General features: G+C 41.8%; 14 protein-coding genes. 5 read left to right on the top strand and 9 right to left on the bottom strand.

The window, feature by feature from the left end; all coding sequences use genetic code 11:
• Window positions 1-91 precede the first annotated feature (91 nt).
• The 8 genes from H150_RS15165 to H150_RS0111655 form a co-directional block, all read right to left on the bottom strand.
• The gene (locus H150_RS15165) at window positions 92-268 is read right to left on the bottom strand and encodes a hypothetical protein (protein ID WP_019959249.1); all 177 of its coding nucleotides are present in this window, start codon (window positions 266-268) and stop codon (window positions 92-94) included.
• A gap of 351 nt (window positions 269-619) precedes the next feature.
• Window positions 620-2,497: a 1-deoxy-D-xylulose-5-phosphate synthase gene (gene dxs / locus H150_RS0111685; protein WP_019959248.1), complete on the bottom strand. Its 1,878-nt coding sequence runs from the start codon at window positions 2,495-2,497 to the stop codon at window positions 620-622.
• A 106-nt stretch (window positions 2,498-2,603) separates the two neighbouring features.
• Window positions 2,604-3,074, bottom strand: coding sequence for a 23S rRNA (pseudouridine(1915)-N(3))-methyltransferase RlmH (gene rlmH / locus H150_RS0111680; protein ID WP_019959247.1), 471 nt, complete (start codon window positions 3,072-3,074; stop codon window positions 2,604-2,606).
• A 115-nt stretch (window positions 3,075-3,189) separates the two neighbouring features.
• Window positions 3,190-4,110 carry a DMT family transporter gene (locus H150_RS0111675; protein ID WP_019959246.1) on the bottom strand — a complete coding sequence of 307 codons (921 nt, stop codon included), beginning with the start codon at window positions 4,108-4,110 and terminating at the stop codon, window positions 3,190-3,192.
• A 93-nt stretch (window positions 4,111-4,203) separates the two neighbouring features.
• Window positions 4,204-4,587 carry a ribosome silencing factor gene (rsfS, locus tag H150_RS0111670; RefSeq protein ID WP_019959245.1) on the bottom strand — a complete coding sequence of 128 codons (384 nt, stop codon included), beginning with the start codon at window positions 4,585-4,587 and terminating at the stop codon, window positions 4,204-4,206.
• A 26-nt stretch (window positions 4,588-4,613) separates the two neighbouring features.
• Window positions 4,614-5,234, bottom strand: a complete 621-nt coding sequence (nadD, locus tag H150_RS0111665) for a nicotinate-nucleotide adenylyltransferase (RefSeq protein ID WP_019959244.1) — start codon at window positions 5,232-5,234, stop codon at window positions 4,614-4,616.
• Entirely contained in the window at window positions 5,225-5,812 is a 588-nt protein-coding gene (locus tag H150_RS0111660) for a beta-class carbonic anhydrase (RefSeq protein ID WP_019959243.1), read from the bottom strand. Before H150_RS0111660 ends, nadD begins: the two co-directional genes overlap by 10 nt.
• 158 nt (window positions 5,813-5,970) lie before the next feature.
• Entirely contained in the window at window positions 5,971-8,796 is a 2,826-nt protein-coding gene (locus H150_RS0111655) for a hypothetical protein (protein ID WP_019959242.1), read from the bottom strand.
• Window positions 8,797-9,682: 886 nt separating this feature from the next.
• On the opposite strand from H150_RS0111655, the gene H150_RS0111650 reads away from it, so the two are divergent.
• The 5 genes from H150_RS0111650 (at window position 9,683) to H150_RS0111630 (ending at window position 14,169) form a co-directional block, all read left to right on the top strand.
• Entirely contained in the window at window positions 9,683-11,800 is a 2,118-nt protein-coding gene (locus H150_RS0111650) for an ATP-binding protein (RefSeq protein WP_019959241.1), read from the top strand.
• Between the two features lie 24 nt (window positions 11,801-11,824).
• On the top strand, window positions 11,825-12,190 hold the full coding sequence (locus H150_RS0111645; RefSeq protein WP_019959240.1) for a response regulator: 366 nt from the start codon (window positions 11,825-11,827) through the stop codon (window positions 12,188-12,190).
• A gap of 3 nt (window positions 12,191-12,193) precedes the next feature.
• Window positions 12,194-12,643, top strand: a complete 450-nt coding sequence (locus H150_RS0111640) for a chemotaxis protein CheX (RefSeq protein ID WP_019959239.1) — start codon at window positions 12,194-12,196, stop codon at window positions 12,641-12,643.
• 41 nt (window positions 12,644-12,684) lie between these two features.
• Window positions 12,685-13,572 (top strand): transporter substrate-binding domain-containing protein, encoded by an 888-nt coding sequence (locus H150_RS0111635; protein WP_019959238.1) that lies wholly within the window; start codon window positions 12,685-12,687, stop codon window positions 13,570-13,572.
• Window positions 13,573-13,641: 69 nt separating this feature from the next.
• Window positions 13,642-14,169 carry a GTP-binding protein gene (locus H150_RS0111630; protein ID WP_019959237.1) on the top strand — a complete coding sequence of 176 codons (528 nt, stop codon included), beginning with the start codon at window positions 13,642-13,644 and terminating at the stop codon, window positions 14,167-14,169.
• A gap of 57 nt (window positions 14,170-14,226) precedes the next feature.
• On the opposite strand, the gene H150_RS0111625 is transcribed toward H150_RS0111630, so the two are convergent.
• Window positions 14,227-16,524: a Tex family protein gene (locus tag H150_RS0111625; RefSeq protein ID WP_019959236.1), complete on the bottom strand. Its 2,298-nt coding sequence runs from the start codon at window positions 16,522-16,524 to the stop codon at window positions 14,227-14,229.
• Window positions 16,525-16,582: the final 58 nt, after the last annotated feature.

Genomic DNA, 16,582 nt, shown 5'->3' with positions numbered 1-16,582 from the left:
ATCTCAAATGATTGATTTTATGCCTCACATAATGAGATATTCAATCAAATGGATGCAAAAGTGCGCTCACTCAAGCAATGCTACTTACCCACTAAGGAGAAGGGGTTTCCATCATTGCTTGCATCAACGCATTCAAATCTTCAGCAATTTTTCGTGGGTCTTGTTGATTCCAAGCCGCTTCTACCAATTGCTGTGGGCTTAATGTACTATTTTCAGCTGTGTCTAAACCATGGATAAGTGTCTTTGTTTGCTCTACCAGTTTGCTCATTATTTGAAAATGTCCTCTCAGTCATCATAAAAAATTACTCATACTTAATCATATAGATATTTTACTTTAAGTATCCATAAAATAAGAAAAACCTTATCTAAAATCAAATACCAAAATCATAAGAATAATTATTTTTTAACAAAAAATACCAAAATTTCAATTTCTAATTAACATTTAATTTCATGAAATAAGACTGTAAAGCAATCATTTTCATATTTATTTTCACAAAAAAAAATATTGCCATTATTTTATGTTTTTTTAATATTTATCTTCGAAAATCATCAATATGTGAATTAAAAACAACAATTAAAAAAGCCAAGCTAATGCTTGGCTTTTTTAATTAACTTCATATCAAATCATAAAATTTCGAATCGAGGTCTCAATTCCAACAACATCTAAACCCAGACCTTGTAAAATCAATTTAGGATCACCGTGTTCAGTCACCACATCTGCAATACCAAGGTTCAAAACAGGCTTACACAATTTGTTTTTAGCCATGAATTCCAATACCGCAGAACCTGCACCACCTTGAACCGCATTTTCTTCCACAGTGACAATAAAATCATGATTGTTTGCCAACTCAATAATCAATGCTTCATCCAAAGGCTTCACAAAACGCATGTCGGCGACCGTAGCATTCAAATTGTCAGCGGCCTGTAATGCAGGCTGCACCATGCTACCAAAAGCCAATATAGCCACTTTTTCACCTTGGCGACGAATCAAACCTTTACCGACTTCCACCGTCTGCAATTCACGTCCTGCATCCACGCCCGTACCACTACCACGAGGATAACGCACAGCTGTTGGTTGATTTAATTGGTAACATGTTGACAATAACAAACGACATTCATATTCATCCGATGGCGCTGCAATCACCATATTAGGAATACAGCGCATAAAGCTCAAGTCATAAGCACCTGCATGAGTAGGACCATCCGCACCAACAATACCAGCACGGTCAATGGCAAACATCACTGGCAAATTTTGAATCGCCACATCGTGTACCAATTGGTCATATGCTCGCTGTAAGAAAGTCGAGTAAATTGCCACCACTGGCTTAATACCATCACAAGCCAAACCACCTGCAAACGTCACAGCATGTTGTTCCGCAATGCCCACATCAAAATAACGATTTGGATATTGTTTTTCAAACGCCACCAAACCCGAGCCTTCACGCATGGCAGGTGTCACACCAACCAAACGATTGTCTACGGCAGCTTGGTCACACAACCATTGACCAAATACTTGTGTGTATGTCACTGCAGCTGGCGTACTGGATTTAACAGGACCTACGGCAGGATCCATTTTACCAATGGCATGAAATCCGACAGGGTCGTTTTCAGCCAATTTATAACCATTGCCTTTTTTAGTGATAATGTGCAAAAACTGCGGGCCGCTTTTACTGCGCAAGGTTTTTAAAGTTTCAGTCAAACCCAATACATCATGACCATCAACAGGGCCTGTGTATTCAAAGCCAAACTTCTCAAACAATGAAATATGCATGTCTAATGGTGAGCCATCCACCGCTTCTTTGAGTTTATTCTCAAAACGCTTAGCCACATCCAACACACCGGGCAATTTGTTCAATACTTTTTCGGATTTGTTTTTAGCAGACTTCACCAAATCTTTCACATCTCGCATCACAGACGATGCCAAATATTTTGGTAAAGCGCCAACATTAGGAGAAATCGACATTTCATTGTCATTCAAAATGACTAATAAATTGGTATCTTTCATATCCCCTGCGTTGTTCAAAGCTTCAAATGCTTGACCAGCAGTCATCGCGCCATCACCAATAATCGCGACATGACGGTTAGGACGACCTTGTAATTGATCGGCCACTTGCATACCCAAAGCTGCACCAATAGATGTAGAAGAATGACCGACACCAAACGCATCGTAAGGTGATTCGCAGCGCTTAGGGAAGCCTGCCAAACCATCTTTTTGACGCATGGTGCCCATACGATGTTTTCGACCTGTCAAAATTTTGTGTGGATAACTTTGATGCCCCACATCCCACACCAAATGATCATTCGGCGTGTTATAAACATAATGCAAAGCAACGGTTAACTCGACAGTACCCAAATTGCTGGCAAAGTGACCACCAGTTGCACAAACCGTTTGCAATAGAAACTCGCGCAACTCATCGGCAACTTGTGGCAAATCAGATTCAGGCAGTTGGCGCAAATCTGAAGGTAATTCAATTTGATTTAATAATGATTTTGTCATAGTTGTAATATTCTGAGGTGCTTGATGTTTTGACTATTGTAGCTGAAAACATTCTAACATTTGTTATCATGGAATAAATGATTGCTGCAATGCAAGATGCAACCACTTATTCACGGTGGTAAGGATGGTTGTTTAAGATGGATACAGCGCGATAAAGCTGCTCGGTCAACAAAACACGTACCATGCCGTGTGGCAAAGTTAAACTGGAAATACGCATCAACAAACGGGCTTTTTGTTTAATTTTATCGGTCATGCCATCGGCGCCACCAATAATAAAACACACATCTTGACCATCTTGCAACCAACGTCCCATGTGTTCTGCCAATTGAACCGAAGTAGGCGCTTGGCCACGTTCATCTAAAACCACTAAAAAACAGCCTGCTGGAATCGCTGCTAACAAGCGCGCTTCTTCAGCCAACATGCCTTGCTCTGCATTCACGCCTGCACCACGCTTTTCAGGCTTAATCTCTTTGATTTGGTAATTGATTTCGCGTCCAAAACGCTTGGCATATTCTTCGGTAGCTTCAGCCACCCAACGTGGCATTTTGTTTCCAACTGCCAATAAAGTGATGTTCATGCACACTCACATCTGTTACAGGACGCTAAATTATAACGGATTGTGGCAAACTGCGGTCAGCCCAAATCGCCACCACTGAGATTTACCACAATCGTACATGTAAAATACGGGTAATTTATTTGTTTTTAGGCACTTGACCTAAAGCACTGGCAAGCAACAAACCACTGACAATAATACCGCCACCAACCCAATGGTAGTGCTGCAAACTTTCACCTAATAATACATAGCTTAAAATCGATGAAAATACTGGCATGGTATACAAAGCCAATGAAGCCTTAGCAGGACCCACTTGCCCCACGCCATAATTCCATGCCACATAAGACACAATGGATGCCATAATGCCGATATAAGCCAAAATACCCAAATTGGTTGCATTCCAACTCGGCAAACCCAATTGTGCCACTTCCCAGCCAGCCAATGGCAACATCAATATCACCGCCAAACACATCATCACATTGAGCATCGCCAAAGGCGGCAAACCCAATTTTCCAGCCCAAATTTTTAACAATACCGTATAAACAGACCACGCCACCACAGCGACCAACATCCATAAATCACCTTGGTTAAACTGCAATTGCACTAAGGCTTCGATATTGCCTCGGCTAATCAAATACAACAATCCTGACGCTGCAATGCTCAAGCCTAACCAAGAAGCAGCTTTAGGCCATTGTCCCATCAATATGCCAGCTGCCATAAATGTCGCCAACGGAATACAGGTATTGAGCAAAGCAATATTGATGGCAGTGGTGTGATGTGCTGAAGCGTAAAGCAAGCTGTTGTAAATCACCATCCCCAAAATAGCCAAAGACAGCAGCTTTTTAAAGACATCCCATTTCAACCAAATGCCTCGGTGTTGGTAAATGGTTTTAACGCAAAACGGCAACAACACCAATGCCCCAATACTCCAACGCAAAAAATTCATCGTAATCGGCTGCAAATCACCACTACTGGCATATCTGGCTAGCAATGCATTGCCCGCCCAAATCATATTGGCCAACAACAAACATCCCACTGCAGTTGCAAGCTGCTTGGTCATGTCTCACTCTCCTTTGATAATATGATTGTTACTCCAAAAAACAAGCGTCCTGTAATTTACAGGTCGCTTGTATAAAACCATGATTTGGTTTGATTAGTCTGCGCTGCTCCAAGGCTTGGCATGACCTGAATGAAAAGATGGTTTTTCGCCACCCCACAATGCTTCAATATCGTAAAAATCACGTACCGCTGGCAACATCACGTGAACCACCACATCGCCTGCATCGACCAAAGCCCATTCGCCACTTTCCGTGCCTTCGGTGCTCAAAACTTCAAAGCCTTGCGCTTTCAAGTCAACCGCAACATTGTTCACCAATGCTTTCACTTGGCGGTTGCTATCGCCACTGGCAATGATCATGCGTTGGAACAACGATGTTTTGGCAGCAACATCCAATACCACAATGTCTTTACCCTTAACATCTTCCAAAGCATTCACGGCCACATCGACCATTTTTTGTAAATCTACTGTATCTGTCATCTTATTTAAAACTCTTAATCTGACGCTTAACGGTATAAACCATGTGTGCGTATATAGTTTTGCACCGGTTGACCGACCCAAGCGTCTATGGCTTGATGATGCCCAATGGCATCGCGTATCTGGGTGGAGCTAACGTCCTCAGCCTGCCATTGTAACAAACGTAGCTGTCCTGCGCTCGAACTTCTTGGTGCACTTAAAGCATCGCCCAATAATTGGTGCATTTTTGGCGCAACTTGTTGGATTTTTTCACCATTACGAGCAGCAACCGCAATATTCGTCAGCTTAAAAATGTCTGCATAACGATGCCAAGTATGCATTTGCAATAGCGAATCCATTCCCATTAACCACCACAATTCGTCTTGCGGAAAATATTGTCTGAGAATTTGCAAAGTATCCACCGTATAAGTCGCACCTTTGCGCACCATGTCCACATCACTCACCGCAAAACGCTCATCGGCAGCAATCGCTATTTCTACCATATTCAAACGATGTTCAGCGGAAGTAGGCTGGCTCGTCTTGTGATACGATTCACCAGTCGGAATGAAGACCACTTGTTGCAATTGCAATTCATCGGCAAAAGCCTTGGCCATACTCACATGACCTTGATGAATGGGATCAAACGTGCCGCCAAACAAACCTATGCGCATGGTAAATTGTCCGCAACATTGCTATAACCATCTACTACCAAATTCAATTTACCCGTTGTCGGATGTATCACCAAACCATGAATCGGAATCGATTTAGGCATCAATGGATGATTGCGTATCATGTCTACTGAATGACGAACACTTTGTTCGACATTATCAAAACCCGTTAACCAACCATCCAAATCAATGGCAGCATGGCGCAAAGTATCAATGCATTGCGTACTGATGCCTGCTTCTTCGGCTTTTTCCAACACGTGTTTTGAATTCAAGCCGCGCATACCACAGTCATAATGTGCCACAACCATGATTTCTTTACAACGCAATTCAAACACAGCCACTAACAGCGAGCGCATCACCGACCCCCAAGGATGGGTCACCAATGCACCAGCATTTTTAATCATTTTGGCATCGCCATTTTTCAAACCCAATGCTTGGTTCAGCAACTCAATAATGCGTGCATCCATGCACGACAAAATGGCCAAGCCACGATTTGGGTATTTGTCACTAAAAAATTGGACGTATTCACCCGCATCTACAAAAGCTTTGTTGTGATCCAATACTTCGGTCAATAAACTCATGATTCAAGCATCCTACTCATTTTTTTCAGACCACTATGCTACCACAAGCATGCAATCTACTCCCTGTAATGCTTGTCTAAAAAATGAAAAACCCATCAGATTTAACTTAGTTTGACACTCTAAAAACCTTTTGATTTTTGAGATATCAATTTGAATCTTCAATTCAAAATAGCATTGGCCGTATTGTCCATAGACTCTGGTGGCAATAACCAATATTTGCGCAAGTTTTGTACCGATCGGGTCCAAACCACATATTTGCCCGCATCTTTCCAATCCATATCAGCCAAGTCCATGCCCTCAGGCACATACAATGCCCTCATTTCAGACAAAATATCATCTAATTTTTGATTCCAAACAGTGATTTCATCTTGCACATTTTCTTCACGCAAAACACGGTTTTGGTCTATCAAAGCTTTAACCAATCGCAATGGAATGGTTTCAGTCAAATAAGCCAAATCATCCGTCACAAACGTATGTCGTTTCAGGCCGCCTGCGAGATTGACAAACAACTCAAAACCGTCATTTTTACGTACCAAGTGTCCTGAAATTTTCGCCAATAACAATTGCTGTCGCACCAAATCCAAATTGCGCTGCCCAAATTGCAAGCTAATATGACGCAGTTTTGCAGCCAATCCATCAATGTGTATCCATTCCAATACATCATCATGCTGAACATGTTGCTGATACACACTTTGATATTGGTATAAACCCATCCACTCTTGCAAATAACCTGTATGCATCATGACCATTTGAATTTGCTGTTCAACCTCAGTAGGCACCACCGCGACATTTGGATTCACTCTTTTGGCAATTTCTTTCATCCACAAGACCACTGTTTGGGCTTCTGGATTTTGCAAATCCAAAGAACATAAAATTGCTGCCGAAGATCTAGATTGATAATGCTCACTTAAGACTTTACCCAATGGCTCCCATTGGGTTTTATAGCCACGAGTCATACTGTCAATAATGTGCTTACTCAATTGCTGTACTTGCAATTGCGTTAAATCGGTTAAGCGTTGCTCAAACATCAAACTCAATGGACTCACACCTGATTGCGGCGTTTGCATAGACAAACGGTAACTGATTTGAGCAGCAATTCGTTCCACCAATGTCAACCATTGTCCTTGCTTCATCCATGCGAAAAGCTGTGTAAAATCTCCTTGTTCACCCACTCGGCGTGTCCAAGTTGACTGCATTTCAGGCACCCAATCATTCAAATCAACTATAAATTCGCGTAATAAGTGCTGTGCTGTACTAGAGGTAGGTTGTAGCAAATATTGATGCACACCATTTTTATAATTCTTAGTGACCCACACATTCTGAGAATCTATTTCCAGCTGTGACAAAACTTCACTTTGTGTTTGTTCTTGTTTAAGCCACAATTTTTTAATGCCATCCACCGAATTCAAAATATTTTGGTAGCATGGCATCAAGGTATCAATCAACTTAATGGCAAATGAAAATGCCTTATAATGAGATTGCAAAACATATTGTGTTTTTAACAATTCACCCAGTTCTAACATGGGTATTTGTTCCATGCGCCCACGTTCACGACGGCTACTGTTTTGCCAAGCATCCATCTTTTCTTGCCACAAAGACTGCTGTATCAAATACTCTTCACGCATCCGTCTTTGTTGCAATTCAAATTTTTCTTGTAACAATATGTAATATGACAATGCTTCGGGAATTTGCATCGCAAGCTGATTTAAGTCATATTCACCATGGAAACATTGACTCCAGATTTTAGACTCAATCACTTTGCCTTGCGCTTCTAGTAATCGCTCTAAGCGCGACTGCGACAAAGAGTAATATTGTTCTACACCCGCTTCCCTAAAATATTTGTCATAAGCTTTTTGAAATAAAACATACAACTCATCGGCTTTCTCTTTCCATGATAATTTTTTCATGTCTTGTACTTGTTGCACAAAAAAATCACCACGGACTTGCCACTCTTTTTCAATGCTTTCATGCTTGGCACTAGAACCTGCATCTAAAGAAGCATTGAGCAGCAAACTTTTCTCATCCAATATCCAACCGGCCTGTAACCACCCGTCATTGGTTTGTAAAACACTTTTTTTAACTCGACTAGGCTGTAACAACAAACCCAATAACTGCACTTGTATGGTTTGCGTCATCATTTTTTGTGCAGCAGTCATGTCCATTTGCAATGAAGCTTTCAACAAACTAATGACCCGTGGCAACATGACTTTTTTATTAATGTCACTCAGTTTAGGAAAGTCCTCTTTCAACAAATGCTCAAAGGTATCCATACCGAGTTTTTGTTGCGGCAGACTCACAACTTGTTCAATCAACGGCGCATAGTCAAAAGCCACATCACTTTTGTGTGGCAATTCATGTAGAAAACTGGCTTCCCACAAAGGTATATTTTCAACTGCGTAAGGCGTTTGACTGTCTAAGTTGCAGGGAAGCCATGCTTTTTGTCCAATACCATTGTATTCAGATAATAAAGCTGCAACGTTCAATTTTTCAAACTCATTCAGGCTTTGCGGATTTTGAGAAACGAGAAAAACCAAATAACAACGAATATGAGGATAATGCAGACGAATTTGACACAAAACATCCCAACAAATACTGCTGGCCAACATATTCGTGGTATCAACCAATAACACCACACTCACTGCATGTTGATCAGAATACGGCGCCAGTTCAGCATCAAAACTTGACCAAAATAATGCTTGATGTTGCCAAAAATGCTTTCTTAACAAGCGACGAGCCGCACCGCGCATTTTTAATTGTTTGCTATCAAATATCGTATCTGCTACAGATATTTTAGGTATATCAATGATTTTCAGGTCGCTTACTTGGCTGATAATAGGTGGCTGATAACGTACCTCATCAGTAATCAAAATCGCCTTACAAGCATGCGCATTGATCATCGATATTGGATTGTCTGCCACTTGTAAATTTTGAGCCGCCGAAACAGACAAGCCACCTAAACTAACAACCAATTTGAGCGTTTGCATACTGAATACTCTCTCACTGCCAAATAACGATTTAAATGATTAAACTTCCAAAGTGTGTCAAGTCACCTATGAAACCTTACTTAAAAGACACCAACCGATAAGATATGATAAGAATCCACTCTAAAATCCATACTAGATTTGTATCAAATATAAGTCATATATTTTTAAAAACATACTGAACTTTCAGACAACTGGAGCAAACTAAAATCTCACCTGATTTTAATGACTTTTTCAACCTATCCTAATCATCACCCAATGCTTTCAACCCATCAAGGTGATGCTCGTCTGGTAATTATAGTATTTTTTTACACTACAAATACTTGCATTCACAAATAGTCTTTGGCGATCATATCACTGATACATAAAAGCAGTTATTCATTCTATTCAAATAAATTCTTTATGAAAACAAATATTTCTTAACTCTATTTCACCTAAATCAACGAATTTAATCTGAAATAGGTTTCAAGATGGCGTGTTATTGTTTATTATTCCAAACAACTGAATGTCATAACATTATTTTAAAATGGGTCTATCTTTAAAATACAAAGGGCTCATCTTTTAATAAAAACGGCTATCAAGCCAATACTAAGCATATAATTATGAAAATATAATCAATTAAAGCATAAAATTGCTACATATTTTCACGCAGAACCAAACACCTTATCATCAGAATCACTCATAGCCGTCTGACGCAAAAGAGTGTTATTTTAAGATTTTAAATTACACTAGCATTACGCATTATCATTTTGATTTGAGTTTAAACACCTACTTAGCTCTTTTAATCGCTCTGGCAATATACTATTTGATCATTGATTTAAATATCCGATTTTGAGCTCTTCAAGGTGTTTTTTAGCCAGCAATAAGGACAAGCGAGGTTACCCCATTTATGGCCAAGCAATTAGAACTTAAAAACTCCACGTTCTCCCGTTACCGTGGCCTGATCCAATCCATTGTATTGTTCTTGGTATTGGTAATTGCCGTATTGACGTTCAACATTTACACCATCTTTTTGGTTGAACGCAATAGCACGCAAGTAGCAGCCGCTCAACAATTGCGAGGTCTGACTCAAACCATATCTCGTGACTTGTATGACTTAAAACTGAGTCAATCGGAAGATATCCGAAGCCCACATATTCAATATACCTTGAGTCAGTTAACACTTAATAAAGACCGATTCAATAAAATTGTCAGTGCTTTTGACCAAGGTGGCGTGATTGAAGACAGTCTTGGCGCTCAAGTCAGTATTAATGCCTTGGAAGACAACCAAAAAGTCTCTTTGGAACAAATCAAATTACAATGGCATTCATTAAATACCAAATTAGATGGCTACTTAAAAGTAGCCAATGACATCAACACTCCTGCTTTGATTCTAGATCAAGTAGTCGACTCAACGCAGGGTTCAAGTGTCAGTATCTACAACCACACTAACAGTATTTTGAATGAATTGAGCCAAGCCTCTTTGCAACAAGCAACGTATTTGCGCTACTTACAAATTACCGCAATTAGTTTGGCCGTTATTTACTTTGTCGTATTTATGTTCTACTTCGTACGCCGATTGACCACTTCCGATGCCGAGGCCAATGAAGCACGTCGAGAAACAACCGAGATTTTAGATACGGTAAAAACAGGTTTGTTCTTGTTGGATAATGACTTAAACATCGGTCAACAATATTCTAAAGAGTTGGAACAGATTATTGGTCACCGTGATATTGGTGGTAAAAACTTCTCTGAAATTTTGACTACCATGATTTCAGTCGATGACATGGATACCACACAAGGCTTTATTAAGCAGCTGTACAATCCAAAAGTAAAAGAACGTTTGATTGCCGACTTGAATCCTTTGGCACGTATTGAAACAACAGTAGATGACTTATCTGGTTATCAACGTACCCGCTTTTTGGACTTCAAGTTCTCCCGAGTATACAGCGGTAAAGACATTATTCGCGTATTGGTCAACGTATCTGACATTACCGATACCGTGAAATTGGAGCAACGCTTATTACAAGAACGTGAGCACAACGATTTGCAAATCGACATGTTGACCACCATCTTGAATACCGATGCCGCTTTGATTACCGACTTTATTAGCGCCGTTCACAAACACACAGACACCATCAATGAAATTTTGAAAGGCAGTGGTACTTCACAAAGCGAATTGCAACAAAAATTACAAAAAATCTTCCGCGAAGCTCACAACTTAAAAGGTATTTCTAGTAGCTTGGGTTTGTATGCATTTGCCAATGCCAGCAATGCGTTTGAAGACAAAGTAACCAGTTTGCAAAAAGAACCCTCATTGTCAGGTGACGATTTCTTGCCATTGGCGGTATCGTTGGACGAATTGATTAAATTGACTCAAATTATTGACCAATTGAACAAGCGCATTAGCAGCAGCCAAGCCGATGGCACAGTTCAAGTCAATGTTCCAGAAAACATCAATAAAACCACAGCACCGCTATTTGCCTTTACTCAAAACTTACAGCAATTTGCTCAAGATTTGGCCAAACGCCAATTCAAACAAGTGAAATTGACCACACAAAGTTTGGAAGATGCCACGCCTAAAACCAGCTTGGACGAAGCGATTCGCGACATTGCCATTCAGGTATTGCGCAATGCGGTTGTACACGGCATTGAAAGCCCAAGTATTCGCTTGACCCGTCAAAAAAATCAAACAGGTCACGTACAAATCAAATTGCATGTGGATTCAAACCAAGTTCAATTAACCATTGAAGACGATGGCCAAGGCATCAACTATGACGCCATCAAAGCCAAAGCCATCAGCAGCGGCCTGTACTCTGAAAAAGAAATGGAGTCTTGGGAAAATCGCAAATTATTGGGACTGTTATTCACTCCTGGCTTCTCGACGTACAACCAAGCTGACGATGATGCAGGTCGTGGCGTAGGCTTAGATGTGGTGAAAGATCGTGTACAAAAATTAGGTGGCAAAATTGGCATCCATTCGCAGCCGGGCCAATTTACACGCTTTAGTTTCACCTTCCCATTATAAATTCGAAGAAAAAGGTTCATAAATATGGCATACAAGCTCATGGTCGTGGATGATTCCAACATCATTCGCAATCGCATCAAAAGGGGATTCAATGCTTCACAATTTGACTTGGTAGCAACCGCTAGCAACGGCTTAGAAGCATTAGAAGAGTTTAAAAAACACCTTCCAGAAGTCATTACTATGGACTTAACCATGCCTGAAATGGATGGTTTGGAATGCATACGCAACATTATTAATTTAGCACCGGACACATTGATTTTGGTTATTTCAGCCTTATCAGACAAAGCTACCGGTATCAAGGCATTGGAATTAGGGGCTTGCGGTTTCATTTGCAAACCGTTTACAGAAGACGAGCTGATGGAAGCTCTGAATGAATTGGTTCAGGATTAAAATATGAAAGAAGACAAATTAAAAGTATTCATCGCAGGCGCTCAGCATTATTTCAGCCAAATCGATAAAGAAGAAATCATCATCGGTACGCCTTATTTGGTTGAAAACAAAATGCCAGCTGCGCATGATTACACAGGCATCATTGCCATTTCAGGCAACAATACGGGGATTGTGTATTTCACAGCGCCGCGCATCTTGCTTGCTCATATTTTAGAAAGCATTCAAGAACCAGATTTGTCAGAAGAAAACATGACAGATTTAGTAGGTGAAGTGGCAAATACCATTGCAGGCAATTCGCGCAGTGAGTTTGGTGAAGAGTTCAACATTTCGGTGCCTATTGTCATTTGTGGTGCGCCTGATGAAATTTTGTTACCACGCAAGGATCGCTCATTTGTCATTCCATTGGAATGGCGCAAACACCATGCGGCCATCGTTATTTGTTTGCGTAAATAATGAACTGCTCCACTGAATCCGCATATTGTTAGGAGAAAATCATGCTTGTTCGTCGACCTGTACGGGCATTTCTTGGTTTGGCTGTTTCTGTCATGCTCTTAAGCGCATGCCAACAACCCACAAAAGCTGGTGACGCAACCGCTGAAGCGGTAGAAATCCAAGAAATTCCAAAGCCATCTGAATACATGGACACCAATTTGCCAGAAAATGCGCCAACGTATTTGGTCGGCACCATGGGTTCTTATGCACCAATGGAGTTTCGCGATGAATATGGTCAATCTATTGGCTTTGACATGGACATTATTTATGCCATTGCTGCGCGCCAAAAATTCCATATCAATGTTTTGACCCATCCTTGGGATGGCATGTTGCATACTTTGAATACAGGCGAGCGTGACATCATCATTTCATCGGTCAACTTGACGCCAGAGCGTGAAGAGGTTTATCAATTCTCACAACCTTATTTCGCACTGCAAGACGTATTATTGGTTAAAACCACCAATGATAAAATCCACAGTTTTGAGGATTTAGTGGCCAATAAAAGTAAGGTTTCTACCTTAAAAGGTTCTGCTCAACAAACCAATATCATGCAATTAGGTGTCACCGAAAACAATGTGATTCCATCGGATAGCCAGTTTATTGCCCTAAAAGCCATGTTTGCAGATGCTTCTGATGCAGTCGTTGGTGAAGGACCGGTGATGGATTACTACGCGTTGAGCTATCCTGAAGTGCCAACCAAGCGTTTGGTTTTGCCTGAAGCACCAACCCAATACTTTGGTATTGCAGTTAAAAAAGGCAATTATGAGCTCAGAGACAAGCTCAATGCAGGCTTAAAGCAGATTCATGAAGAAGGTATTTACGATCGTATTTACTTTAAATGGTTTCACAAACCTGTTCCTAAAGACTTTTTACCTTGGGCTAACGGTTAATGGTAGACTACCACCTTACTATTTTCCGAATATCCATGAACGCAAAGCAGGATGTACAGGTGGCAGACCATGTTTGAGCACAAAATCATTTTTACCGGCCCTGTAGGATCAGGGAAAACGACGCTAATTAAAGCATTCAGTGATCATGATCCTGTGTTAACAGAAGTCCGTCCATCTGACGATGTCGCAAGCATGAAAAACCAAACCACTGTAGCCATGGATTATGGCTCAGTGGTTTTGGATGAAGAAACCAAAGTTCACATGTATGGCACACCTGGCCAACACCGTTTTGACTTCATGTGGGAAATTCTCAGTCGTGGCAGCATGGGCTTGGCTATTTTAGTCAATGCGCGTGCGCCTGATCCTTTAGGCGATTTGCGTTTTTATATGGAAGCTTTTAAAAAGCTGATTGTAGAAGACCGCACACCCTTGGTCATTGGTGTTAACCACATCGACAAAACCAATCCACATATTGCTGCAGCAGATTTCAAACAAGTCACGGACGAATTTCGTCCTAATATTCCGGTATTATTGGTTGATGTGCGTGAAGGCAAAGATGTACGCCGTTTGATTATGTCTTTGTTGTTTGCTATCTAAGATGACATCTATCAAAACAGTGTATCACTACACTGTTTTGACGGACGTTATTGAATATTAGCGCTTCAGTTTAGCAAAAGCTGCGGCCATAGCACCATCAGAAACCACTTCTTTTTCAGGACGCTTTTGTTGGCGATTTGGCTGATTCATGTTGCGATTGGAACGCTCAGATACCGCACCACCCACCTCATCCTCCAAACGCATCGTCAACGCAATACGCTTGCGCGCCACATCCACACTCAATACTTTGACTTTTACTACCTGCCCTGCCTTCACCACCGTATGAGGGTCAGAGACATATTGATTGGCCAAAGCTGAGATATGAACCAAACCATCTTGATGTACGCCAATGTCAACAAATGCACCAAATGCCGCCACATTCGTCACCACGCCTTCCATGATACTGCCGACAACCAAATGCTTGATGTCGTCCACGCCTTCGGCAAATATAGCGGTTTTGAATTCACCACGCGGATCTCGACCCGGTTTTTCCAATTCACTCAAAATATCCAACACAGTTGGCAAGCCAAATTGTGCATCCGTGTAACGAGCGGCCTGTAAATTTTTCAGGACGCTTATATTGCCAATTAAATTCTTAGCATCGGTTTTGGCATCCAACAACATTTTCGCCACAATCGGATAAGCTTCAGGATGCACAGACGAGGCATCCAAAGGCTCAGTTCCACCTTGAATACGCAAAAATCCTGCCGCTTGCTCAAATGTTTTGTCGCCTAAACGCGGTACTTTTTTCAATTGTTTGCGATTTTTAAATGCGCCATTTTCATCACGATAAGCGACAATATTTTGCGCCAAAGTCTGATTCAAACCCGATACCCGCGCGAGCAAGGGCGCAGAAGCCATATTCACATCCACACCCACTGCATTCACACAATCTTCCACCACCGCATCCAAACTGCGCGCCAATTGCACTTGATTGACATCATGCTGATATTGCCCCACGCCTATGGATTTAGGGTCGATTTTCACCAACTCTGCCAATGGGTCTTGCAAACGGCGCGCAATCGATACCGCTCCACGCAAAGACACGTCCAAATCAGGAAATTCTTTTGCTGCCAATTCAGATGCCGAATACACTGAAGCACCCGCTTCCGATACCACCAATTTGTGCACACTCGCATCGCCCAAGGCTTTAATCAACTCTGCCGCCAATTGGTCAGTTTCACGGCTGGCCGTACCATTGCCAATGGCAATCAATTTGACTTGGTATTGTTTGATCAAACGTGCCAAAGTCGCCAAAGCACCGTTTTTGTCATTGCGCGGCTGAAACGGATACACCGTATCGGTTGCCAACAATTTGCCGGTGTCATCCACCACAGCGACTTTCACGCCTGTACGAATGCCCGGATCCAAACCCAAAGTCACCAAGCGCCCTGCCGGAGCTGCGAGCAACAAATCTTTCAAATTGCGTGCAAACACAGTAATCGCTGCCACATCGCCTTCGGTTTTGATACGATGAATGGCTTCTAACTCCAAAGACAAAAACAATTTCGCCCGCCAAGTCAAACGCACCGTGTCTTTGAGCCATTTGTCTGCCGCACGCTGCTGGTCTGCAATCCCATAATATGCAGCGATTTGGTTTTCAAATTCACTGGCTTCGGTAATTGGCGTGTCATCGGATTGGTACACAATTTTGACATTCAGGATGCCTTCATTGCGGCCGCGCAACAAAGCCAAACTGCGGTGCGATGGCAAACTGCGCAAAGGTTCTTGATGCTGGAAATAGTCTTGAAACTTTTCACCTTTTTGTTCTTGTCCAGCCATCACCTCACTGCGTATCTCGCCCACTTGCCACAAACGTTCACGCAAACGTCCTAGTAATACCGCATCTTCAGCAAACTGCTCCATCAAAATCGCGCGCGCACCATCCAAAGCCACTTTGACATCTTGAATATGATGTTCGGCATTGAAATATTTTGCCGCTTCCGTATCCAAATCGGTTTCAGGACGCTGCCACAAAGTCTGCGCCAAAGCCTCTAAACCTGCCTCGCGCGCGATTTGCGCCTTGGTGCGACGCTTGGGCTTGTAAGGCAAATACACATCTTCCAATTCGGTTTTGTTGTCTATCGTCTCAATCTGCGCTTGCAATGCATCCGTCAATTTGCCTTGCTCGTTGATGCTTTTGAGTATCGTCGCCTTTCGCTCTAGCAACTCACGCAAATATTGCAAACGCTCAGCAAGCAAACGCAATTGCGTGTCATCCAAACCGCCTGTCACTTCTTTGCGATAACGCGCAATAAATGGCACTGTCGCGCCTTCATCCAACAAGCCCACAGCCGCGTCGACTTGATGTGCTTTTGCTGCCAACTCAGTGGCCAAAATTTGGGTAATATTCATGGTTTACCAATGTCTCCAAACAGATGCTTGAGCTTAAATAAGTTTGATGGTTTTGTCA

Origin of the sequence: Vitreoscilla stercoraria DSM 513 (assembly GCF_000382305.1) — a bacterium.
Lineage (GTDB): Bacteria > Pseudomonadota > Gammaproteobacteria > Burkholderiales > Neisseriaceae > Vitreoscilla > Vitreoscilla stercoraria.
Note: the sequence above shows the minus strand (reverse complement) of the source record. Positions and strands in the feature narration are given on the sequence as shown.